This window comes from Amycolatopsis sulphurea (assembly GCF_002564045.1).
GTDB lineage: Bacteria > Actinomycetota > Actinomycetes > Mycobacteriales > Pseudonocardiaceae > Amycolatopsis > Amycolatopsis sulphurea.
In genome coordinates, this window is the sequence record NZ_PDJK01000002.1 from 3,275,316 (window position 1) to 3,292,727 (window position 17,412).

16 protein-coding genes are annotated in these 17,412 nt (G+C 68.8%); 13 read left to right on the forward strand and 3 right to left on the reverse strand.

Annotated elements, in window-relative coordinates; translation table 11 throughout:
• Positions 1 to 94 precede the first annotated feature (94 nt).
• The 5 genes from fdxA (at position 95) to ATK36_RS33695 (ending at position 4,941) form a co-directional block, all read left to right on the forward strand.
• Positions 95 to 439 carry a ferredoxin gene (gene fdxA / locus ATK36_RS21115; RefSeq protein ID WP_098513101.1) on the forward strand — a complete coding sequence of 115 codons (345 nt, stop codon included), beginning with the start codon at positions 95 to 97 and terminating at the stop codon, positions 437 to 439.
• Complete coding sequence (gene amrS / locus ATK36_RS21120) at positions 436 to 1,887, forward strand: AmmeMemoRadiSam system radical SAM enzyme (protein WP_098513102.1); 1,452 nt, start codon at positions 436 to 438, stop codon at positions 1,885 to 1,887. Before fdxA ends, amrS begins: the two co-directional genes overlap by 4 nt.
• A 1-nt stretch (position 1,888) precedes the next feature.
• Positions 1,889 to 2,308, forward strand: a complete 420-nt coding sequence (locus ATK36_RS21125; RefSeq protein WP_098513103.1) for a cupin domain-containing protein — start codon at positions 1,889 to 1,891, stop codon at positions 2,306 to 2,308.
• Positions 2,309 to 2,379: 71 nt separating this feature from the next.
• Entirely contained in the window at positions 2,380 to 4,044 is a 1,665-nt protein-coding gene (locus tag ATK36_RS21130; protein WP_098513104.1) for a DUF6198 family protein, read from the forward strand.
• A 79-nt stretch (positions 4,045 to 4,123) separates the two neighbouring features.
• A protein-coding gene (locus ATK36_RS33695; RefSeq protein ID WP_386998523.1) for an IS5 family transposase occupies positions 4,124 to 4,941 on the forward strand; the annotation gives its coding sequence in 2 pieces (ribosomal slippage) (positions 4,124 to 4,457 and positions 4,457 to 4,941; 819 coding nt in all).
• 369 nt (positions 4,942 to 5,310) lie between these two features.
• Here the strand turns inward: ATK36_RS33695 and ATK36_RS21145 are convergent.
• Positions 5,311 to 6,249 carry a diiron oxygenase gene (locus ATK36_RS21145; RefSeq protein WP_170069829.1) on the reverse strand — a complete coding sequence of 313 codons (939 nt, stop codon included), beginning with the start codon at positions 6,247 to 6,249 and terminating at the stop codon, positions 5,311 to 5,313.
• A gap of 188 nt (positions 6,250 to 6,437) precedes the next feature.
• On the opposite strand from ATK36_RS21145, the gene ATK36_RS21150 reads away from it, so the two are divergent.
• The 8 genes from ATK36_RS21150 (at position 6,438) to ATK36_RS21185 (ending at position 13,434) form a co-directional block, all read left to right on the forward strand.
• Positions 6,438 to 7,952 carry an RraA family protein gene (locus tag ATK36_RS21150; protein ID WP_098513108.1) on the forward strand — a complete coding sequence of 505 codons (1,515 nt, stop codon included), beginning with the start codon at positions 6,438 to 6,440 and terminating at the stop codon, positions 7,950 to 7,952.
• A 58-nt stretch (positions 7,953 to 8,010) separates the two neighbouring features.
• Positions 8,011 to 8,319, forward strand: coding sequence for a 2Fe-2S iron-sulfur cluster-binding protein (locus ATK36_RS34750; RefSeq protein ID WP_386998525.1), 309 nt, complete (start codon positions 8,011 to 8,013; stop codon positions 8,317 to 8,319).
• A 204-nt stretch (positions 8,320 to 8,523) separates the two neighbouring features.
• Positions 8,524 to 9,021: an Nramp family divalent metal transporter gene (locus ATK36_RS21160; RefSeq protein WP_098513110.1), complete on the forward strand. Its 498-nt coding sequence runs from the start codon at positions 8,524 to 8,526 to the stop codon at positions 9,019 to 9,021.
• A gap of 229 nt (positions 9,022 to 9,250) precedes the next feature.
• The gene (locus tag ATK36_RS34755; protein ID WP_386998527.1) at positions 9,251 to 9,592 is read left to right on the forward strand and encodes a divalent metal cation transporter; all 342 of its coding nucleotides are present in this window, start codon (positions 9,251 to 9,253) and stop codon (positions 9,590 to 9,592) included.
• The gene (locus tag ATK36_RS21170; RefSeq protein WP_141544492.1) at positions 9,492 to 10,634 is read left to right on the forward strand and encodes a pyridoxal-phosphate-dependent aminotransferase family protein; all 1,143 of its coding nucleotides are present in this window, start codon (positions 9,492 to 9,494) and stop codon (positions 10,632 to 10,634) included. Before ATK36_RS34755 ends, ATK36_RS21170 begins: the two co-directional genes overlap by 101 nt.
• A 16-nt stretch (positions 10,635 to 10,650) precedes the next feature.
• Positions 10,651 to 11,163, forward strand: coding sequence for a hypothetical protein (locus ATK36_RS21175; protein WP_098513113.1), 513 nt, complete (start codon positions 10,651 to 10,653; stop codon positions 11,161 to 11,163).
• Complete coding sequence (locus tag ATK36_RS21180) at positions 11,163 to 12,131, forward strand: ketopantoate reductase family protein (protein WP_098513114.1); 969 nt, start codon at positions 11,163 to 11,165, stop codon at positions 12,129 to 12,131. Before ATK36_RS21175 ends, ATK36_RS21180 begins: the two co-directional genes overlap by 1 nt.
• Positions 12,109 to 13,434, forward strand: a complete 1,326-nt coding sequence (locus ATK36_RS21185) for a hypothetical protein (RefSeq protein ID WP_098513115.1) — start codon at positions 12,109 to 12,111, stop codon at positions 13,432 to 13,434. The genes ATK36_RS21180 and ATK36_RS21185 overlap by 23 nt, the downstream gene beginning before the upstream one ends.
• Before the next feature lie 4 nt (positions 13,435 to 13,438).
• On the opposite strand, the gene argS is transcribed toward ATK36_RS21185, so the two are convergent.
• Positions 13,439 to 15,178, reverse strand: a complete 1,740-nt coding sequence (gene argS, locus ATK36_RS21190) for an arginine--tRNA ligase (protein ID WP_245914958.1) — start codon at positions 15,176 to 15,178, stop codon at positions 13,439 to 13,441.
• Between the two features lie 38 nt (positions 15,179 to 15,216).
• A complete protein-coding gene (locus ATK36_RS21195; protein ID WP_098513116.1) occupies positions 15,217 to 17,379 on the reverse strand; it encodes a hypothetical protein in 2,163 nt (720 codons plus the stop codon).
• Positions 17,380 to 17,412 lie beyond the last annotated feature (33 nt).

Below are 17,412 nucleotides of genomic sequence, written 5' to 3' on the forward strand. Positions count from 1 at the left end.
CCTCAGGCTCCTTGCTCTCTGTGCGATTGCGCTACCATGATGAAGTCATCGTGTTCTCCAGCGATTTATCCCAGCCGATCAGATCGGATTTTGGATGACCTACATCATCGCTGAGCCATGTCTTGACATCAAAGACAAGGCTTGTGTCGACGTGTGCCCCGTTGATTGCATCTACGAGGGCGATAGGTTTCTCTACATCAATCCAGATGAATGCGTCGACTGCGCGGCATGCGAGCCAGTGTGCCCGGTCGAAGCGATCTACCCACTCGATCAGCTACCCGAGGAGTATGAATTCTACGACGCGGTCAACGCGGAGTTTTTCACCGAGGTCACCGACCTCGGCACTACCCCTGGCGGCGCCGCCGCCGTCGGGGCGGTGGCGGCTGACCACCCGGTCGTGGCCGCTAAGCCGCGCCAGACTGTCGGAGAGCTGTCATGACCCAGACTGCGCCGTTGAAGAAGTGGCAGGAGAAGGGCTACCCGGCGCGCCTGCAGGAAGATCTCGGCGACGGGATTGTGCGCTGCCACCTCAGCCCCCGAAACTGCCGCATCCGCCCTGGCCAGCACGGCTTCTGCATGGTCAGGGCCAACCGCGACGGAAAGCTGGTCAGCCTCAACTACGGCCGGTCGGTGCACGCCACCGAGGAGACCATAGAGACCGAGGCCGTGTTCCACTATGAGCCCGGCGCGCGCATCCTGTCGATGGGCAACATCGGCTGCATGCTCAACTGCGACTACTGCCACAACTGGAAGACATCGCAGGCGCGGTTCGTCGAGGACAAGGACGTCTTCTACTACACGCCTGAAGAAGTCGTCGATATCGCGAAACGGCACGGGATCAAAGTCATCTCCTGGACCTACAACGACCCGGTGGTGTGGCACGAATTCGTCGTCGAGTCGGCGAAGTTGGCCCAGGAAGCCGGAATCGTCAACTTGTACAAGTCGGCGTTCTTCATCTCGCCCGAGGCGATCGAGGAACTGATCCCAGTCATCGACATCTTCTCGATCTCCATCAAGTCGATGGACCCGAAGTACTACCGTAAGATCACCAAGGGCTGGATCGAACCGGTGCTCGACGGCGCCGAGCTGGTCTACCGCGCGGGTAGGCACGTCGAAGTGTCGACCTTGATGGTGACCGACCTCAGCGACGACGAGAAGACCGCGCGCGCTATGGCGAGTTTCGTCGGCGAGCGCCTGGGCGCCGAGGTACCTACGCACTTCGTGCGGTTCCACCCGGACTACAAGATGACCAACACCATCCGCACCCCCGTCGAGCGGCTGGAGAAGGCGCGGCGCATCGCCCTGGAGATGGGCCTGCAGAACGTCTACCTCGGCAACGTCTACGATACCGACTCCACCAACACATACTGCCACGGCTGCGGCGACCTGCTGGTCACCCGCTACGGCCTGAACGCGAACGTGCTGGGCGTCAGCGCCGACGGCCACTGCGTCAAGTGCAGCGCTGACGCCAATATGCGCCGCATTGCGGACGTGCCGAAGGCGTCGGTCGTCGACGCGCTGCCCGCCGGTGCCGACCTCGACATCGCCACCTTCGACTGGTACGGCGACATCCGCGCCCTGCACGTCCAGGTGCGTAACGACTCCAGCCAGCTGGACCGGGTCTACCACCGCCGTAACCGCCCCGGGACGCGGGGCGGCAGCTGGGGCGTGATCAACTTGCGGCCGGGTGAGAGCTACCGGTTCATCGCGGCGAAGTCGACCCTCGACGAGGTCGGTGTGGCCGTCGCGGTGCCGCGCACTTGCACCTCGAGCCTGCACCAGGTCTTCGACCGGGCGCACTTCCCGACCCTGGAGGTGGACGCGGGCACGCTCAATGCCGACGTGACGCCGCTGCCGCTCTACGTCAACCCGCGAGCAAAGGACTGAGATGATCCTGGACTACAACAGCGGTTCCGGCGCCGCGCCAGACTTCGACGCGTTCGACCCGACCCGGTACCCGGACGTCGTGATCGTGAAGGCCGAGCAGGTCAAGGGCCGCGAAGCCTTCCCGAACCTGCACCGGCGGGTGCTCGCGTTCAACGACAAGCTGATGATCGTCGAGCACGTCATGGAGCAGGGCTCGGTGTTCCCACGCCACAGCCACCACCAGGAGCAGCTGGCCTACCTGATCTCCGGACACATTCGCGTCCAGATCGAGGACGAGGAGCCCTTCGAGGCCCGCGGGGGCGACAGCTTCGTCGTGCGCGGCGGCGTCGACCACCAGGTCGTCGCGATCGAGCGCTCGGTGGCGCTCGACGTGTTCACCCCCGTCCGGAACGACTTCATCGAGTGGGTCGACCGGGTCTGACGCGTGAGCGTGCCTCGGGCGAGGTGCTCATTCCTCGGCCCGGCAACGGCTGTCCGAAGGGGGTTCCCGTGATGGCAGAACGGTTCCGGGCGGTGCGGCTGGGTGCGCCGGGCGGTCCGCTCGGCGTCGAACTGGTCGACCGCCCCGCCGCCGAGGGCGTGCCGGTGCGCATGGCGTTCGCCGGGGTGAACCCCGTCGGTGGCTACGTGCGCGACGGCACTGTCGGTGATCCGACGTGCCTACCGAGGACGTTGGGCGTCGAAGGTGTCGGAGAGGCCGACGGCCAGTGGTACACCGTGTACGGCGGCGGCCTCGGCGTGGCCCGCGACGGCACGTGGGCCGAGTGGGTGCTGGCGCCGCCGGAAGCGCTGGTGGCGGTGCCGGACGGACTGAATCCGACCACGGCTGCGCGCGCTGGCGTGGTCGGGTCGACGGCCGTGCGGGTCGTGTACGACCTCGGCCGCATCGGCCCCGAGGATCAGGTGCTCGTGCTCGGCGCCGCCGGCGGCACCGGCACGGCCGTCACGAGCGTCGCCGCAGCGCGCGGTGCGGCGGTGTGGGGCCAAGTCGGCACGCCCGCCAAGGGCGACGTCGTCGCCGACGCCGGTGCAGAACCGCTGGTCGCGGCAACTGCGGAGGAACTGCGTGCGCTCGTCGCCGACCTCGGGATCACCGTGGCCTTCGACGCGCTCGGCGCCGACTACACCGGCGTCCTCGTCGACACGCTCACCCCGTATGGGCGGCTTGTCAGCTACGGCGTCGCCGCCGGCGATCGGGCCACGCTGCCGATGCGAGCGCTCTACCGCAAGAACCTCACCCTGGCCGGGTATGGCGGTGCGGCGGAACCGGTCGACCGGGTCCGCGCCGCGGTCGGCCAGGCCTCCTGGCGCACCTCGCCGCCGGGCCATGCACGTCCCCGTCGACCAGGTGTTCCCGCTGGCCGACGGGGACGACGCCCTCGCCGCGTTGGCGAGCCGCCGCGTGCGCGGAAAGGTCCTGCTCGACGCGCGCTCCTGATGCGACGAAACATCACGGATAGGAATCCCATGAGCACGGTTAAGAGCCAGCCCACCGACCGGCTGGACGCCGTGGCGCGGCGGGCCCGCGTGATCGGCAAGTACCTCGTCGGGTGCGCCTTCTTCTCCGTCGGCGCCTACCTGTTCATCCACTCCGAACTCGGCACGGACCCGTTGGACACCTTCGCCCTCGGCGTACTGCGGCACTTACCGCTCACGGTCGGCGTCGTGCAACTCGTTGTCGCGGTGGTGTGCGTCGGGATCGTCGCGGTGTGGACGCGCAAGCGCCCGCTCGTGGCGCCGCTGTTCACCTTCTTCTTCTGCGGCTCTCTGATCGACCTGCAGTTGCGGGTGGACTGGCTGCGCGGGAGCGCGGTGCCGCCGGTGGTGATCCTCGCAGCCGGCACGGTGGCGTGCTCCTACGGGTCGGCGCTGATCATCATGAGCGGCTTCGGCATCCGGTCGATCGACCTGCTCGCCATCACCATCGTGCGTAACTGGCGGTGGCCGTTCTGGGCGGGCAAAGGGCTCATCGAGTTCACCCTGCTCAGCACCGGCTACCTGCTCGGCGGCCCGGCGGGCCTCGGCACGGTGTTCTTCCTCGTCGGGGTCGACCTGCTCATCCAGCCGCTTGTGTGGGTCAACGACCGGTTGCTGGGGCTGATCAACCACGGCCTGCCGCGAGTGCCAGAGCTGACACCCGGGGCGTCAGCGGCTTAGAACTGCTAATGGATCTTGGAATAGGTTGATCACCGAGGTTGTTGCTCAGGGCGTGAGGAAGGGGCAACAGCCGCCGTGGATCGTGTCGGATGATCTGTGGGCTCGGATCGAGCCGCTGTTGCCCGTGGTGCCTCGTCGCGCGGATCATCCCGGTCGCAAGCGGTTGGATGACCGCAAAGCCCTGTGCGGCATCCTGTTCGTGCTGTACACCGCCATCCCCTGGGAGTTCCTGCCCCAAGAACTCGGCTTCGGCTCGGGGATGACCTGCTGGCGTCGGTTGAGGGACTGGAACGATGCCGGGGTCTGGCAACGACTGCACGAGTCCCTGCTGGCCGAGTTGAGCGCCGCTGGCGCGCTGGATTGTTCCAAGGCGGTGGTGGATGGCTCCCACGTGCGGGCGCTCAAGGGCGGCCCAAAACCGGTCCGAGCCTCGTCGACCGCGCCCGACCAGGCTCGAAACACCATCTGATCACCGAAGCCCACGGTATCCCGCTGGCGGTGACGCTGACCGGCGGCAACTGCAACGACGTCACCCAGCTGATGTCGTTGATCGAGGCGATCCCGCCGGTACGTGGCCGGCGCGGACGGCCCCGCCAGCGACCGGACACGATCTACGCCGACCGCGCCTATGACCACGACAAGTACCGCAGGCTGGTGCGAGGCAAGAACATCACGCCCGTCTTCGCCCGGCGGGGCGTCGAGCACGGTTCCGGCCTGGGCGTGCATCGATGGGTCGTGGAGCAAACTTTCGCCCTCCTGCAGTTGCACCGAAAGTGCCTTCCGTCGTGGGATGTTTCAGGGCGTCGACACCCCAGATTCTCCCTGCACAGAAGGCACTTTCCCTCTCGGCACACCGAGCGACCAGCTACTCAATCGACGGATCCAGGCTTAGCCTGAATCCGTGGACGGGCTTGAATGTTGATCTTCTTCCTTGTTTGTTGATCATCGATCACCTGGATGCGTGGGCTGGGCAGGGCTGGTCTCCTGGTGTGCCCAGCCCTTCCACGTGGTGGTCTCCGGTCGGCCCTGGCGGGGTGATGGTCAGGTCAGGCCGACGCGCTGGTCGGCCGGTGGTGAACACCGCGTCCCACATCGCGTTCCAGGGTTGTGGCCAGGGCCAGTGCGCGGGCAGGTGCAGCACCCGGCGCCCGGCGGGGTGGGCCAGCCGGGCGGGCACCAGCATCGGGCTCGGTAAGGCCATTACCAGCGAAGACGCACATTCATCACGAAAGTGCGGCTGGAGTAGAGGTGCGGCTGCTAGTTGATCTAGCTCACCAGGCCGTGCGCGGCGAAGCTGTCGTACGTGCGAGTGTCGGCCATTACGCCGTTGCGCTCGAACAACCGCAGCGTCGCCGCCGCGGCATGGCGGACCGCCGCCGCCGCCGGACCGCCGAGGTCCTCCACCACCCCGCGCACGTCGCCGGCGGGCACCCCCGCGATGCGCAGCAGGTGGGCGTCGGCGGCCGGGTCCTGGCCCAGGAACGCGGTCACGAACACCGGCAGCATCGGCCCGATCGCGGCGCGCTGGCGCGAGCCGAGCTGGAACCACGCGTGCTGGAAGAACTGGGCGAAATAGGCGTGGTGGCGCCGCTCGTCCTCGGCGTGGTCGGCCACCATCTCCCGTACGGAGGTGATGATCCGGTCGTCGCGGGGGATGTCGGACAGGATCGCCGAGATGAGCGTTTCGGAGACGAGGGTGAAGAAGACCCTTGTCAGGCCCCGGGTTTGGCTGTCCTCGCCGGCCTCCAGGCGATCCAGTTCGGACAAAAACTGTGGTCGCGGCCCGACCGGGCGTTCGCCGGTAGCCACGACGATCTGCTGCTGGAGGTCGTCGGAGAACAGGGCGTGCCACGACTCGTCGGTGCAGATCATGTACGCGTCGCGCAGCATCCGGCGCGGCAGCTCGAAACCGAGCCTGCTGCGGCTGATCAGCTGAGTGACCGGGTTGACCACCAGCTGTTCGAGGTCCTCGGTGAAATCGAGGTAGAGGTGCAGGCGGTGCAGCAGCACCCGACGGGTGGTGTCCTCGTCGGCGACCGCCAGCGCGGCCGGGTGGTTGAGCGGTCCGACCAGCTCCGGCGGGAAGAACAGCTTTCCGTCGAGCTGCTCGTCGAGGATGCGCCGCGGTTTGGACCGCACGCTCGCTCGGTCCTCCCAGTTGGCGAATCCGGAACGGTAGTCGCCCTGTTCGAGTTTGTTGGTCAAGGGGTTCCTTCCCGCGCGCTTCCACAGCGACAGCCGATGGGGAATGGCGACAGCCCCGGGTCGATCAATCGTGGGTTGACTGCGACGAACCGGTCAAGAATTTCGCCTGCAAATTATGGCACGAAATCTGTTGTCAGGTCGAACGGGCGGTTGTGCCTTGACATCCGGTGCCGAATTAGCCACGATCCATGCGGGGGGAGACGTCGATCGCCGACTCGGCGTCGAATTCTCGTGGACAGCTTTTCGTGATTAACCACCACTGCAGAAATGGGTACAGCTCTATGGTCATCACCGTTCACGACCACATCGTCGAAGCGCTGAAGAGTGTTTACACCGGCGCGCTCACCGATATTCTCGACGGGCTGGGACTGGTCACTCAGAGCCTGTCCCACGAATTTCTGCCGATAGGGCGCGGAATGCGCTTCGTCGGTCCTGCCTACCCGGTCGAGGTGCGGCCCAACCCGCTTGCGGTCTCACACGGCAAGAGCGCCCGCGGGCTGTTCGAGATGCTCGGCTCCGTGCCCGGCGGCCACGTCGTCGTCGTGCAGATGAACGGCATCGAGGCGTCAATCTTCGGCGACCTGTCCATGACGGCGCTCAAGGCGCAAGGTGCCGTCGGCGCCGTCATCGACGGCGGCGCCCGCGACATCCACCTGGCCAAGGAGATCGGCTTCCCGATGGTGCCGCGTTTTATCCGCCCGCAGGGCTTCATCCAGCGCGGCGACTGGGTGAGCTGGGGCCGTGACCCGATCCACGTCGAGGGCATCCGGATCGCGCCGGGCGATTACGTCGTCGCCGACGACTCCGGTGTGGTCATCGTGCCCGCCGAGGTCGCCGACCAGGTCGCGGAAGCCGTGACCAAGTTGACCGACAAGGAAACCATCCTGCGCGCCGAGATCGCCATGGGCATGAACCCGGCCGAGGCGTTCGACCGCTACTACGTCAACGAGGAGGTCCCCGCGGATTACCGCCCGCCCACCACCACGTCCGCGTCCGCCGCACTAGCACCATCAGCCCCCGAGCCCGCCGCGGCCACACCGTCGGCCGGGTACCGCGGCCCGGTCCAGCCGGGCGACCTGACTCGGCGTGCGGGCATCGAGCAGTTGGAGGCGCGGGGCCTGGACGTTGTGGCGTTGCGCGAGAAGCTTATCGACAACGCCGCCGCCGAATTCACGACCTACTACTACTACACGATCCTGCGGAACTTCCTCGCGGGCAAGGAGGACTACAAGGCGATCACAGAGGACGCGCGCCTGGAGGACCGCTCGCACTTCGAGCTCATCTTCCCCCGCATCTACGAGCTCGGCGGAACTCTGCCGTTCGACATCCGCGACCTCGCTGACCGCGCGGGCTGCGCCGACGCGTACCTGCCTAACACCAACGACGGTAAGCTCACCTGGGGCTTGTCGACCGGCGAGTCGTTCAGCCCAGCCAACGCCACGGAGATCCTCACCGTACTGCTGGAGGCCGAGCGCTGCGCGGTGCGGTCGTGGTGGGAGATCTGCGACATGACCTTCGGCAAGGACCCGCGCACCTACGAGCTGGCGATGCGCATCCTCAACGAGGAGATCGAGCATGAGGCGTGGTTCATCGAGCTGCTGAGCATGGAGCGCGACGGCGTCGCCCGCCCGTCCGGGCACTTCAAACGCGGCGGCGTCGGCGACGCACCGTGGAGTCGCAACCGCCCCTTCGGCGACGGTTGACGTGAGCACCCCTTCGCCGCCGTCTCACTCGGTCGAGCTCGAAGTCGGCGGCCGGGTGGTGCGCTTCCTCGCCTACCCTGGCGAGTCCATCTTGGACGCCGCGTTGCGCAACGGTGTGCGCATGAGCAGCCTGTGCAGGCAAGGCTGGTGCACGCGGTGCGCGATGCGGCTGGTGGCGGGCGAGGTCGACCAGTCCGCGGCCCGGCGATACTACCCCGCCGACCGGGCTGCCGGGTTCGCGTTGGCCTGCACCGCTCGCCCGCCACCGCCGTGCGCGTGGGGCCGACCAGCACGACGCCATCCGGGCGCACCGCCTCGCGGCGGGGCTGCCCGTTCCCCGCGGCTGACCCTGGAGCACCCATGCTGAAGGAACGTGTCAACGCCCTGCGGGCCAAGAGGGGCCTGGTCCTATTCGGACCGGGGTTCGTCGCAGCCGTCGCCTACATCGACCCCGGCTACTTCATAGCCGATTTCCAGGCCGGGGCCGCGTTCAGCTACGGCCTGCTGCGGGTGGTGGTCACCGCCAACCTCATCGACGTGTTCGTGCAATACCTCGCCCTGAAGACGGGCGGTGGCCACGGGCAAGGACCTACCGACGCTGTGCGGCGTGTGTTACCGCAGGCCCGTGGTCTGGCTGCTGTGGGCGGAGGTGATGGCGATGGCCACCGACCTGGCCGGGTTCATCGGCGCCGCCGTCGGGCTGAACCTGCTGTTCGGCGTGCACCTGGTGCCCGTCGCGCGGCTGAACGCCGTGTTGAGCCTGGGCGTGCTGTTATTGCAGCAGCGCGGCTACCGGCCATTCGAGCTCGCGATCATCGCGATGGTCAGGCTGGTGGCTCTTGGCTTCGCATACGACCTGCTCGCTCTGAGCGACCGCATGCCCAGCGTTACGCTGGCGGGGCTGGTGCCGTCATTCGGCGATGGTGCTCGCCGTTGGCGTCCAGGGCGCGACCGTGATGCCGCGTGGTGTACCTGCACGGCGCGCTCGTCGTGGCTCGTGGGCGGGAGCCGGGGCGCAACAGGGTGCAGTGGCTGCGGGCGCTCAAGTGTGACCGCGTGTTCGGCATGAGCCTGCCAGGCTGGTCAACGCCGTGGCGGCCGCGGGTTCGACGGCACGCTCGCTGGGGCGCACGCGCAGCTCGGCGCAACCGTGAGCGCATCGCGGCGCCGGCTTTCGCCGTCGCGCTGCTCAGCTCCGGGATCTGGGCGACCAGCTTCGGCACCTACGCCGAGCAGGTGATCATGGCGGGATCCTCGGCCTGCAGGTGCCGCTGTTCGCCTGCCGCCTGATCACCAGGATGCTCACGCCGCTCGTGATCGCGCTCAGCGTAAGCCCCGACGCGGCGCTGGTTGCCTCCCAGGTTGTGCTCTCGTTCGGCATCCCGTTCGCCTTCGTGCCTTTGGTGCTGATCACCCGCGACTGCGCGGTCATGGGCAAACTGATCAACCGGCGCCACGACGTGGATCGGCGCCGCCATCGCAGGACTGATCATCGCGCTCAACGCCTACCTGCTCGTCCAGCTCTAGGAAGGAAATCCTGTGACCCAACTCGTCGACCAACAAGCCGCCCGCGGCACCACGCCGCTGCCCATGGTCGTGGGGCCCACCAGGATGGCGCCCAGCGTGCGCCAGCGGCTTAGCGCGCCGGCGCCGCCGCTGACCGACGCCGGGTTCATCAGCGAGTTCGGCGACTGTCTCGCCCGCCTCGGCGAGGTCGTCGGCTCCGACACCGCCGAACTCCTCGTCACCCCTGGTAGCGGCACTATCGGCATGGAGGCCATCGCCGCGAGCCTGCTGCGACCCGGCGCGCCGGTACTCGTGGCCTCCACCGGGGTGTGGGCCGACAGGTGGCGCGAGATCTGCCTGCGCCAGCAGGTGCCCGTGCACGCGCCGAGGTTCGCCGTGGGTTGCCCGCCGGAGCTGGAGCTGCTCGAAGAACTGTTGTCTCGCACGCAATTTCAAGCCGTCCTGGTCACTCAGGTCGACTCCAGCAGCGGCGTGCGCGCCGACATTGCAGAGATCGCCGCGATCGCCACGCAATACGATGCACTGTCCCTCGTGGACGGTGTGTCCGCACTCGGTGCCGAGCACGTCGAGGTCGACGAGTGGGGCGTGGACGTGTACCTCGCTGGGCCGTCGAAAGCGCTCGGGGCCTCCGCCGGCCTGGCGATCTACGCGCTTAGCGACCGCGCGGTGAGCCGGCTGCGCGACCGGTCGTGGGGCATGGGCACCTTCGCCCTCGACCTCGCCCCGTGGCTGCCGGTCATGGCCGCCACGCGCCGCGGCGAGTTCGGCTACTACCAATCGCCCGCGAGCAACCTGGTCCTCGCGCTCTCCGAGGCGCTGCGGCTGGTGCTGGTCGAGGGCCGCGACGTCCGCGTCGCCCGGCACGAAGCGCTGCGCGACACCCTGTACGCCGGTCTGGCCGCCCTCGGCATCGGGCTGTTCGTCCCCGACGAGGCCGCCCGCGCCAACGGCGTCACCGTCTGTCGCGTCCCCCCGGGTGTCGACGAAGCCGCCCTACTGCGGGAGATCGCCGCCGAGGGCGTTGTCCTGCAAGCTGGAACTCTGCCCGCCGTCGGCGGGAGCACCTTCCGCATCGGCCACATGGGGAATGTGACCGAGACCGACATCGCCACCACGCTGCGCGCCATCGAAGCGGGCCTCGCGGCCTGCCGCTGACGAAAGGAGCCCAACCGTGCGGATCTACCTCGCCGAGCGCCTCGCGGTCACAGTGGAGGAACTCGACTTCCTTAACCCCAACAAGCCCGAGGACGGCCGCGAGCGCGGCGTCCGACTGGAGGTGCGGCTGGTCGAGGAGGACACCCGACCCGCGTCCATCTATGCCAACTGCGGCCTGACCATCAGCCGCGGCCTGTGCCGATTCGACCTGCTGGAATCCGCGCCCGGCGCACAGGATCGGATGCACTGGCACCCCGAGATGCCCAACGGCGAGGGCCGCAAGCGGCTCGTCGACGAGCAGCTAAGCGCCGATCCGATCGGCTGGGTGCACAACCGCCTACTCGACGTCGTCGGCACCCTGGAGCTGTCGCTGCTGGAAGACCCGGCCAGCTACCGGCCGGACGCCAAGGCGCTGGCCCGCGTCGCCGACGCCATCGTCGCCGACACCGCCGCGACGCTGGGGCGGATGCGCGAGCCGTGGCCGCCGGTCGAGGAGCGCGACGAGCGTGGCATGGCGGTCGTGCGCTGATGAAGATCCTCGTGGTCGGCGCGGGCGCGACCGGGGGCTGCTTCGGCGCGCGGCTGGCCGCCGCCGGGCGGGACGTGACCTTCCTGGTCCGTCCTGCCCGGGCCACCGCGCTGCGCGCGGGCGGCTTGGTCGTGCGTGGGCCCCTCGGCGACCTAGTCCTGCGGCCCCACTTGGTCACCTCGGCGGCCCGGCCGTACGACCTGGTGCTGCTCGCGGTCAAGGCAGTAACTCTCGACCGCACGGTGGTCGACCTGACCCCGGCGATCGGCGCGGACACCGTGATCCTGCCCATGCTCAACGGCATGCGCCACCTCGACACCCTCGCCGAGCGCTTCGGCGCGGACCGAGTGCTGGGCGGGGTCTGCCAGGTCACCACCACCCTCACCCCGGACGGCGAGATCCTCCAGCTCAACACCCGCCAGGAGTTGGCTTACGGTCCCGCGTTCCAGCCCGGCCCGAACCGGTTGGCCGCCGTCGACGCCGCGCTGCGCGGCGCCGGGTTCACCGCGCGAACCTCCCCGGACATCCGCCAGGAGATGTGGGACAAGTGGTTCCACGTCAGCGCGCTCGGTGCCATCACTTGCCTGATGCGCGGCGTGGTCGGCGAGGTCGTCGCCGCAGGCGGTGCCGAGGTGGCCGAGCGGATCGTGCTCGAAGCGGCGGCCACCGCCGCGGCCGCCGGGTACCCGGTCTCGGCCTCGGTGTTCGACCGGACCTTGGCCACCCTCACCGAACCGGGCTCTCGGACCGCGTCGTCCCTCTACCGTGATCTAACCAAAGGGCTGCCGACCGAGGCTGACCACCTCATTGGCGACCTGATCGCACATGCCGCGCGGCACGGCGTCGACACGACGCTGCTGCGGCTGGCGCACACCCACCTGTCCGTCCACGAGCATCGCCTGAGCGACCCCATTGCCGCGGCAACGACAGACCGGAGACTCCCCGATGGCCCACCCCTGGTTCGGTGAACATCGGTTCATCCCCGCGGGCTCGGTCGGGCGGATACGCGACATCCTGCGCAGCGAGACCCGGGATACCGGTTGGCCCTACCAGGAGTACCTGCCCGGTGCCCCATTCGCGTTGCCCCGCTCGTCCTACGCTGAGCTGTTCCGCGTAGGCACCGCCTTACTGGACCTGCTGCGCCGCACCGTTCTCGCCGTAGCGCCGACCGCGGACGCCCGGCTCGCGGCGCTGGGCGCCGACCGCCGCGACCACCCGCTGTTCCTCGACAACGCCGTGCTCGAAGAGCGTTACGCCGACTGCTTCGCCCGCCCCGACGTCGTGGTCGGGCCAAAGGGGCCGATCTTCCTCGGCTTCAACGTCGGCGGCGGGTTCGGCGGTGTGGTCGAGGCGCACTGCAGGTACCGGGCGTGGCGTAGGCTCTACGGCCGGTCTGGCGGCAGCCTGCCATTCCATTACCACGACCCGTTCGTCGCCCGCGCCGACGTGTTCGCCGACATCTGCGAAGAACTCGCACTGCCGTTCAGGCTGGCCTGGGTCGGCAGCCTGCGCGAGCACATGGAGTATCCAGACAGCAGCCGGTACTTCGACCTAGAGACCGCATTCCTGAGCAAGCGCGGCTTCGAGGCGCGCTACTTCGAGCCGGAAGACCTCGACGAGGTCTGGGACTGCGCCCCCGCGCACCGCTACCCGCTGGGCCTGCGCCACCTCAACGTGCCCGACCTCGAGATCCTTGGCATCAGCGTCGAGCCGGTCCGCCGCGCGTTGAAGAACGGCTGCCTCCTGCTGTCCACTCAGACCGCGGCCCTGTTCGGCAACAAGGTCACCCTGGGCTTGCTGTCGGAGGGCCGTCCGTGGCTCAGCACGGCGGAGCGCGCGGTGGTCAACCACTACGTGCCGTGGACCAGGGTGCTTGCCGACCGCCGCACCCACCGCGACGGCCAAGACGTCGACCTACTGCCGTTCGTCCTGCGCAGGCAGCACGCCCTCGTGCTCAAGCGCGGCACCGGCAGCGGCGTCGTGCACGGGCAGAGCGTCACGGCGGACGGCTGGCACGAGGCCGTCGCCGCCGCCGTCGGCGAGGGCGGGTGGGTCGTGCAGGACCTCGTGTCCGCGCAGCCCTACCCGCTGCCGATGATCAGCGACGACGGCAACGGGCCGAGCATGGCCAAGGTGGTGCCGGTGTTCGGGCCGTTCCTGTTCGGGCGCCGGCCGGGCGGGATGCTGGTGCGATTCTTCGCGACCGGTGAGGCGGGCATCGCCCGCGTCACCGGCCGCATCCCGTTCCACAACGTGGTGGTGACGGTCTGAACTCCTACATCTGCTCCGGCGCGTCGATCCCGATCAGCGACAGGCCGAGCACCAGCACCTCGGACGTCAGGTGGGCCAGCACGAGGCGCGACTGGCGGACCTCGGCGGGCACACCGTCCTTGAGCACCGGGCAGTTGTCGTAGAACATGGTGAACGTCGCCGCGGTCTCATAGAGGTACGTGCACACCTTGTGCGGCGCGAAGTCCTCCAGCGCGGCCTCGATCGCGGCGGGCAGCTGCAACAGCTTCAGCGCGAGCGCGCGCTCGGCTGAGTGCTCCAGCAGCACCTTCGTTCCGGCAGGCGGCACGTAACCGGCTTTACGCAGGATCGACCGCACCCTGGCGTTGGCGTACTGGAGGTACACCGACGTGTTGCCTTCCGTGGCCAGCATCTTCTTCCAGGTGAAGACGTAGTCCTTCTCGCGGTCGCTGGAGAGGTCCGCGTACTTCACCGCGCCGATGCCGACCGCGCGCGCCAACTCGGCCTGCTCCTGCGGCGACAGCGACGACCGCTCCTTGACCACCTCGGTGGCGTGGCTGACGGCCTCGTTGAGCAGTTCGACTAGCTTGACCGAGCCGCCCGCCCTGGTCCGGATGGTCTTGCCGTCCTCGCCGAGGATGGTGCCGAAGTTGACGTGCGTCGCGGTGTTGTCGTCGCTGAGGTAGCCCGCCATCCGGCACGCCGCGATGACCATCTGGAAGTGCTGGGCCTGCGGGGTGCCGACGACGTAGAGCAGGTCGGTAGCCCGTCGCTCACCCACCCAGTAGCGCACGGTGGCCAGGTCAGTGATGTGGTATCCGTAGCCACCGTCGCGTTTGCGCAGGATCAGCGGCAGCGGCTCGCCCTCCCGGTTAGTGAACCCGGGTGGAAAGATACACACCGCGCCGTCGCTGATCTCGGTCAGCCCCCGGCGCTCCAGGTCGTCGACGGTGCCGGCGAGCATCGGGTTGTAAAAGCTCTCGCCATAGATGTCGGCGGCGGTGAGCTGGATGCCGAGCGTCGCGTACACCTCTTCGAAGTGCCGCGTAGACTCGTCAACCAGCTCCTGCCAGAGCTTCATGGTCCGCTCGTCGCCGCTCTGGAGCGCGACCACCCGCCGCCGGGACCGGTCGGCGAATTTGGGGTCGGCGTCGAACTTCTGGCGGGCTTCCTGGTAGAAGCCGTTCAGGTCGTTGATGCTGTGATCGCCCGCCGTGTCCCAGTCCAGGTCAATTAGGTGCTCGATGAGCATCCCGAATGGGGTGCCCCAGTCGCCGAGGTGGTTGTGTGGCAGCACCTCGTGGCCGGCGAACCGCAGCAGCCGCAGCAGCGCGTCGCCGATGATCGAGGACCGCAGGTGCCCGACGTGCATCTCCTTGGCCACGTTCGGGCTGCTGTAGTCCAGCGCGTACCGGCGCGGCTCGGTGACCGGGGCCACGCCGAGCCGCTCGTCGCCCGCGATCGCGCCGACCGCGCCTGCCAGCCACTCGGACCGCAACACCAGGTTGATGAAGCCGGGACCCGCCACCTCGGGGGCCTCGAACAGGTCCTCGGACTCCAGCGCGGCCACGATCGCCTCGGCCACCGCGCGCGGCGGCTTGCCGACCCGCTTGGCCAGGCCCATCGCGATGTTGCACTGGTAGTCGACGCCGGGTCGGGCCGAGGGCCGCAGCATCGTCTCGGCTCGGCTCACCTCGATGTCGAGGGCCGCGCGCAGTGCCCCGACCAGCCGATCACGAATAACAGCCCCGATATCGCCCGCCACTGAGCCGATCTCCTTCGCCGGTCCGGCACCCGCACCGATCACGGGTGGTAGTCACCAAAGTGTCGCAGGTCGCCCACCGGTCGGAGCACCTGGTCTCGCCGGACTGCGGTCCAGATTGTGCGCTGCGCCACCGTGAGGGCGAGTTCGCTACTCCAATATCCCCGCAGGAACTCCGCGTCGGTCGGAATTTCCGCGGTGGTGGCCAGGGTGAACAGCGCCGTCCTGGCCTCGCCCGGCTCCAGCACCACCCGCTGCGGCGGCTGCTCCACCCGGTAACCGAATTGCTTGGCCCGCCGAACGGTCAACCCGGCCCAGCCGCGCATGGTCCGGTCGAGCCCGTTGCGCAGTTCTAGGCCGACCGGGGTCGGCTCGGTGGGGTGTAGCACCGGGTCGAGGGTCAGCAGGGGAGCGGGCACGGTCTCGGGCCGGTCCCAGATGGTGCCGCACGTACGGCAGATGCCGACCTCCCTGCGCACCTCTGGCACCAGGTCGGAGCGCACGAGCCTGCTCATCATTGCGTCACCGCAGTAAGGGCACGCGCCGCCGTCGCCGTGTCTGACCACACTGAACGTGCCGTCCTCGAACAGGCACTGCTCGTGGAATGTGAACGCCTTCGCCGACGCGGTCCGGTCGAGGTAGTGCTGGCAGAGCACCCGGTCGGCGTTGTGGATCTGCTCGGCGGTGGTCGCCGCGCGCTTGTCGGCGTCCGCGCCCGCGCGCACGTCGAACCGGGCCTTCGCTCCCTGGCGCAAGAGGTGGGTAGCGGTCGAGCGCCACTCGGGCTCCAGGCTCTTGAGCTTCGCGTGGTATCCGCGCAGCAGCCTCCCGTAGGCGGACAGGTGGGTTACCGCAGCGACCACCGCGCCCGCGTCGGCGCCGCCGGGTGGGCGGGTGTCGACGGTCACCGCGAGGTCGACGCCGTCCAGCCTGCCGGTGCCGAACAGGTAGGCGGTCGCGCCGGCATCGGGCCGAGGCACCACGGCGTAGTACAGCTCCTGCCTCCCGTCGACCCGCACGCGCAGCGCAGGGTCGAACCGGGGCAGGTCGACGGTCAAGAACTCCGCGCTGACGTCGGTGAACTCCACCCGGTCACCGACGCGACGGACTTCGGCGCGGTTCGGCGGCGGGTCGAACAGCACCCGGTCGCCCTCGCCGAGCACCTGGTAGCTGGGGGAGTCGGGACCGAGGAACGGCATTGCGGCGTTGAGCAGCCGCACGGCCTCGCCCACCGCGAGCCCGCCGCGCAGCAGGCGGTAGAGGAAGAGGTACTCCGCCAGTGACCCGATCACGACGCCTGACGCGGTCACCACCGCGCTCGACCCGCCCTCCTGCGCGCTGAACGCGAGCGAGAACTCGGGGGCGAACAACCCAGTCTCGCCGAGCCGCAGCACGTTGCAGCCGCCCATCACTACGGTCGGCACCCCGATCCGGTTGATCGGCAGCGCCTCGCCCGGCTTCACGCACGTCCCCGCCGTCACGCACGTCGGCACCAGCGCGCCCACCCGGGTATCGGCGGACTCGAACGACTTGCCGCATAGGCAGTCCGAGCCGAGGTTGAACAGGTCCTCGCGGCTGTGCCCCCACATCATCAGCAGGTTCGGCCGGTCGGCGGCGGCCACCGCGGCCGCCGACAGTGCGTTCCCCTCCAGGCAGGTCAGCGCGTCGTCGTCGCCGACGCCGGTCATCCGCTCGGGGAACAGGCCCAGCGCTCGCTCGACCCGCCGGTCCCGGTACTGGGCGTGCGCCACGACCACCCGGGTGAGCACCGGCAGCGTACGGGCGGTCAGGAAGCTCACCGCGTGCGCCGGGAAGTCGACTTCGGCGACCTCGGCGTGGGGCAGCCGGAACGACGTGGCCGCCGTGATCGCGTCCTGCACGGCGCGGGTCAGCAATTCGGGCGGCGCGCAGACTGTGAGCGGGTCGCGCCCCGCCCCCGCGGCCGCGACCAGCGCGTCGGCGCCGTCGAACCACTCGAACCCGCGCCGGTCCAGCCAGGCGTGCAGCCGCGCCGCGGCGGCCCACTCCTCGTTGCCGAACCCGACCACCCGGCCCGCGGCGGGCTCCTGCGCCCGCCGCACGACCCCCTCGGGCGACGGCAGCGCCGACTGGTGCAGCACAGGCACGGCGGTCGCGGTGCCCCGCAGGACCGCCGCGACCGCCTTTGTGTACTCTTCCGTCGAATCGACCATGGTGATCCGCACGATTGGCCTCCCGCGTCGTGAACTCACAAACAC

What these genes read in the sequence shown, in the direction of transcription:
- fdxA (WP_098513101.1), top strand. Translation starts at nt 95, where the DNA reads ATGACCTACATCATCGCTGAGCCATGTCTTGACATCAAAGACAAGGCT.
- amrS (WP_098513102.1), top strand. Translation starts at nt 436, where the DNA reads ATGACCCAGACTGCGCCGTTGAAGAAGTGGCAGGAGAAGGGCTACCCG.
- ATK36_RS21125 (WP_098513103.1), top strand. Translation starts at nt 1,889, where the DNA reads ATGATCCTGGACTACAACAGCGGTTCCGGCGCCGCGCCAGACTTCGAC.
- ATK36_RS21130 (WP_098513104.1), top strand. Translation starts at nt 2,380, where the DNA reads ATGGCAGAACGGTTCCGGGCGGTGCGGCTGGGTGCGCCGGGCGGTCCG.
- ATK36_RS21150 (WP_098513108.1), top strand. Translation starts at nt 6,438, where the DNA reads ATGCGGGGGGAGACGTCGATCGCCGACTCGGCGTCGAATTCTCGTGGA.
- ATK36_RS34755 (WP_386998527.1), top strand. Translation starts at nt 9,251, where the DNA reads ATGCTCACGCCGCTCGTGATCGCGCTCAGCGTAAGCCCCGACGCGGCG.
- ATK36_RS21180 (WP_098513114.1), top strand. Translation starts at nt 11,163, where the DNA reads ATGAAGATCCTCGTGGTCGGCGCGGGCGCGACCGGGGGCTGCTTCGGC.
- ATK36_RS21185 (WP_098513115.1), top strand. Translation starts at nt 12,109, where the DNA reads ATGGCCCACCCCTGGTTCGGTGAACATCGGTTCATCCCCGCGGGCTCG.